We start from the raw sequence: 3,906 nt of genomic DNA, 5'->3' as shown, positions 1-3,906 counted from the left end.
GAACTACCCGAACAGTGGTCGATAAGACCGATGAAGAGCTTATGGCGCTCATCGATAAAGCCAAGCTCACACTTGAGGCCTTGGAGCAGAACAACGTTGGCCCACCGGCCGAATCGTCGGCACGGCCACTAACCAAACCCCTGCGGCGACTGTCCACTGCCGTGCTCCTGGCAAGCATGCGACCGCCCCGGGGACGCCTCGCGAAGGATCGGGTATCGCGAGACCGAGTCGACCTGCGCGGCAAGCGAATCCTGATCACCGGCGCGTCCTCCGGCATCGGCGAATCCGCGGCTACAAAGTTCGCCCGCGAGGGGGCCAACGTCGTCGCGGTGGCACGGCGTCAGGAAAAACTCGATGACCTGGTTGCCCGGATCACCACGGCAGGAGGCGAGGCGTCCGCGCTGGCGTGCGATCTTTCCAACGTCGATGCGGTCGATCAGTTGATCACCACGATCAGGGAACAGTACGACGGTGTCGACATCCTGATCAACAACGCTGCCCTTTCGATTCGCCGGCCGATGCTGGGGTCATTGCAGAACTGGCACGACATCGAGCGTCTGATGCGGCTGAATTATTATGCACCGCTGAGGCTTATCCGCGCGCTCGCCCCCGGAATGGTGGAGCGAGGCGACGGGCACATCATCAATGTCGTGACGTGGGTCGTGCTCAACCAAGCACTGCCGAACTATTCGGCTTACAACGCCTCAAAAGCCGCCCTCAGCGCGGTGAGCCGGGTGATCGACACCGAGTGGGCCAACAGCGGCGTGCATCAAACCACGCTGTACTACCCACTGGTCAGGACTCCAATGATCGATCCAACGAAGGAATTTGATAACGTACCCGGACTTACCTCGGATGAGGCCGCCGAATGGATGCTGGCGGCCGCACGGGGCCGACCCGTTCGCATCGCGCCTCGCATGGCGCTGGCTGCGCAGGCACTAGACACCGTCAGCCCGACACTGCTCAACAGGTTTATGAAACGCTGGGACACCTGGTTGGCAGCGATTGCGTCCCCGTAATTGGTTTAACAGACTCAGCTGGATTATTCGCTAACTCTGTCGGCCGGCGATGGTCGCTGCTGCGCCCCGAACCTACCGCAGGTGCGCATCTGGCTCGCCATATGCGCTAGGCGTTAGGACTACGCGCCAGAGCCGATGAGGACTACCTCAGCAGTCCTCATCGGCTCTGGCGCAACATCATCCACAGCGTTAGAGCAGCCCGAGCAGCTCTAGGTCGGTGGCGTACTTGATGATGATCGGGGCGCAGATGTGTGGAATATCGTGGTAAGGGCCAATTTTGGCTTGTTGCACGGCGGTACGGAACCGCTGGGTCGGTGCTGTCGAGCCGCGGATGGGCTCGGCGGGCTCTTGGTTGCGGTGCAATATCGGCAACACCGGTAGCAGCGAGTGCCGGCGCTGTCGATCCGGCAGTGCGCGCAGGCTGGTCTCGAACTGCTTCAGCCAGTCGCCATAGTTGGCAATTCGTTGGATTGGGTAGCCGGCGTCGATGAGCCAGTCAACGTATTCGTCGAATCCGATGCCGTCGTCGTGGGGATTCATCACGTGGTAGGTCTGGAATCCGTCGGTGACTTGGGCGCCCAGGGCGGTAATAGCTTCAGCGACGAATTCCACGGGCAGACCGTCGTAGTGGGCGCGTTGCCGGCTTCCGTTGGGGTCGAGCTGGTAGAAGGAGCCGGGCGCCACGCCGGTGGCAAGCAGGCTCAGCATCATCCGGGTGAACATGTCTGAGACGTTGAGCTGACCGGCGTAGCTGGTGTCGGCCAGGATCATGTCGCAGCGGAACACCGCGACGGGCAGGCCGCAGAGGTCGTTGGCCTCGCGCAGCAGGACTTCGCCCGCCCATTTGCTGTTGGGGTAGCCGTAGTTGTCACCGATCCTGCGGGTGGGGCTGATGATCCGGATGTCGGCGTCCTCGGTAAAGTCCGACGGATCGATCTGGTCACCCACGGTGCCGGTGGACACGTACGTATAGGGCTTGAGCGTGGTGGTCAGCGCCAGGCGGATCAGCTCGGCGGTGCCCACCGCGTTGGGACCGAACAGTTGGCTGTAGGGCAGCAGGTGGTGGACCAGGGCCGCGGAGTCGATGATCAGGTCGACGGAATCGGCCAGTCGTTGCCACGTCTGTGGGTCGAGGCCGAGGTTGGCTTGGCTCTTGTCGCCGGCGATGACTTGCAGGTGATCGGCGGCAAGTAGCTGATAGTGGCGCAGCAGAGTTGAATCCGCGCCGTCGAAGGTGTTGTCGAGCCGTAGGCGCGCTTCGTCGTCAGTCTTGGCGCGTACCAGGCAGATCAGGGTGCCGTCGACTTGGTCCATGCGCTGTAGCCATTCCAGCGCGAGGTATCGCCCGAGGAAGCCGGTCGCCCCGGTCAGCAGGACCGTTCGCGCCTCGGCGCTAGCGCGGGGCAGCGTCGGGGCGGCGGCCAGTGTCGGGGCGTCGATGAACTTGTCCAGTGTCAGGTCGCGGGCGTACACCTCGGTGGCCCCGCGGCCGTGCACGGAGGCGAAGCTGGGTCGCATCGCGCCGGGGGCGCGCTGGGTCTCGATGTCGCCGGCCAGGGTCTGTAAATCCATTGCGGGACTGGCGATCACGTCCAGCGGCACGTCCACGGCGAATGTGTCGCGCAGTAGATTGGCTGGCGTCAGGGCCGACGGTGAATCGCCGTCGTGACCCTCCCCGTGAATACGGGCGACTCGGGCCAGCCCGGCAATCGTCTGCTCGGTGAAGATGTCGCGTGGCCGGCACAGCACCCCCGCGGTGCGTGCCCGGGCGGCGACCTGCATCGACGAGATGCTGTCGCCGCCCAGGTCGAAGAAGGAGTCGTCGACGCCGACGCGGTCGAGTCCAAGTACGTGGGCGTAGATATCGGCCAGGATTTCTTCGACCGGGGTGGTGGGGGCCCGATAGTGGTCGACGTCTCCATATTCGGGGGCGGGCAGGGCGCGGGTGTCGAGTTTGCCGTTGAGTGTGAGCGGCAGCGCCGGCAGTACGACTAGTGCGGCGGGCAGCATGTAGGGGGGCAGTCGGGTGGCCAACGCCGTGCGCGCCTGCCGGGGATCTGCTGTTCCGGTGAGGTAGGCCACCAGGCGTTTGTCGCCGGGGCGGTTTTCGCGGGCGATCACGACGGCTTGCTCGACACCGTCGAGTTCGGTTAGCGCTGCCGCGATTTCGGCCGGTTCGATGCGGTAGCCGCGGATCTTGACCTGCGCGTCGGCGCGCCCGACATAGTGCAGTTGGCCGTCAGTGTCCCAGCGCACCACATCGCCGGTGCGATACATCCGTGTCGCGATCCCGCCGAACGGGCAGGCGACAAACCGTGACGCGGTCAAGGCGGAGCGGCGCCAGTAGCCCATGCCGACGCCGGCGCCGGCCACGTACAACTCCCCGGCGACTCCCGGCGGCACCGGCCGCAGCCATTGATCCAGGACGAACAGTGCCGCACCCGATACCGGACGGCCGATTGCTGCTTGCGAACCCGGGCGCAGCGGGGCGCTCATCGAGACGTACATGGTTGTTTCGGTTGGGCCGTATTGATTGACCATTACCCGCCCGGGTGCCCAGCGGTCGACCACGTCGTTGGGACATGCTTCACCGCCGAGGACCAATGTGGCTGACTCAAGTGCGTGCGGCGACAGCAGCGCCACCGCTGAGGGGGTCTGGGTGAGCATGTCGATCCGTTCTGCGACCAGCAAGGCATGAAAATCTTTTGGTGAGCGGGTCACAGATTCGGGTACCACCACCAGCCGCCCGCCGTGCAGCAGCGCGCCCCAGATTTCAAACACCGACAGGTCGAAGGCATAGGAATGGCAGTGGGTTACCGCCTGCCCGGCTGTGGGTGTGAACGAGGTTGGTGCGGTGAGGAGTTGGGTGATGTTGTGGTGGGTGATT

2 protein-coding genes are annotated in these 3,906 nt (G+C 64.3%); one reads left to right on the top strand and one right to left on the bottom strand.

All coding sequences use genetic code 11. The annotated features are described in order from the left end of the window. Positions 1-176: 176 nt before the first annotated feature. Positions 177-1,019: an SDR family oxidoreductase gene (locus F0Q45_RS24845; protein WP_262491164.1), complete on the top strand. Its 843-nt coding sequence runs from the start codon at positions 177-179 to the stop codon at positions 1,017-1,019. Between the two features lie 189 nt (positions 1,020-1,208). On the opposite strand, the gene F0Q45_RS24840 is transcribed toward F0Q45_RS24845, so the two are convergent. After that, positions 1,209-3,906, bottom strand: a 2,698-nt coding sequence (locus F0Q45_RS24840; protein ID WP_149656417.1) for a non-ribosomal peptide synthetase, incomplete at its 5' end; no start/stop codon positions are given.

Source organism: Mycobacterium simiae, from assembly GCF_008370645.1.
GTDB lineage: Bacteria > Actinomycetota > Actinomycetes > Mycobacteriales > Mycobacteriaceae > Mycobacterium > Mycobacterium simiae_A.
This window is presented reverse-complemented; position numbering and strand designations above follow the sequence as displayed.

Excerpts from the sequence above, each read along its gene's own strand:
- F0Q45_RS24845 (WP_262491164.1), top strand. The coding sequence starts at position 177 with ATGCGACCGCCCCGGGGACGCCTCGCGAAGGATCGGGTATCGCGAGAC.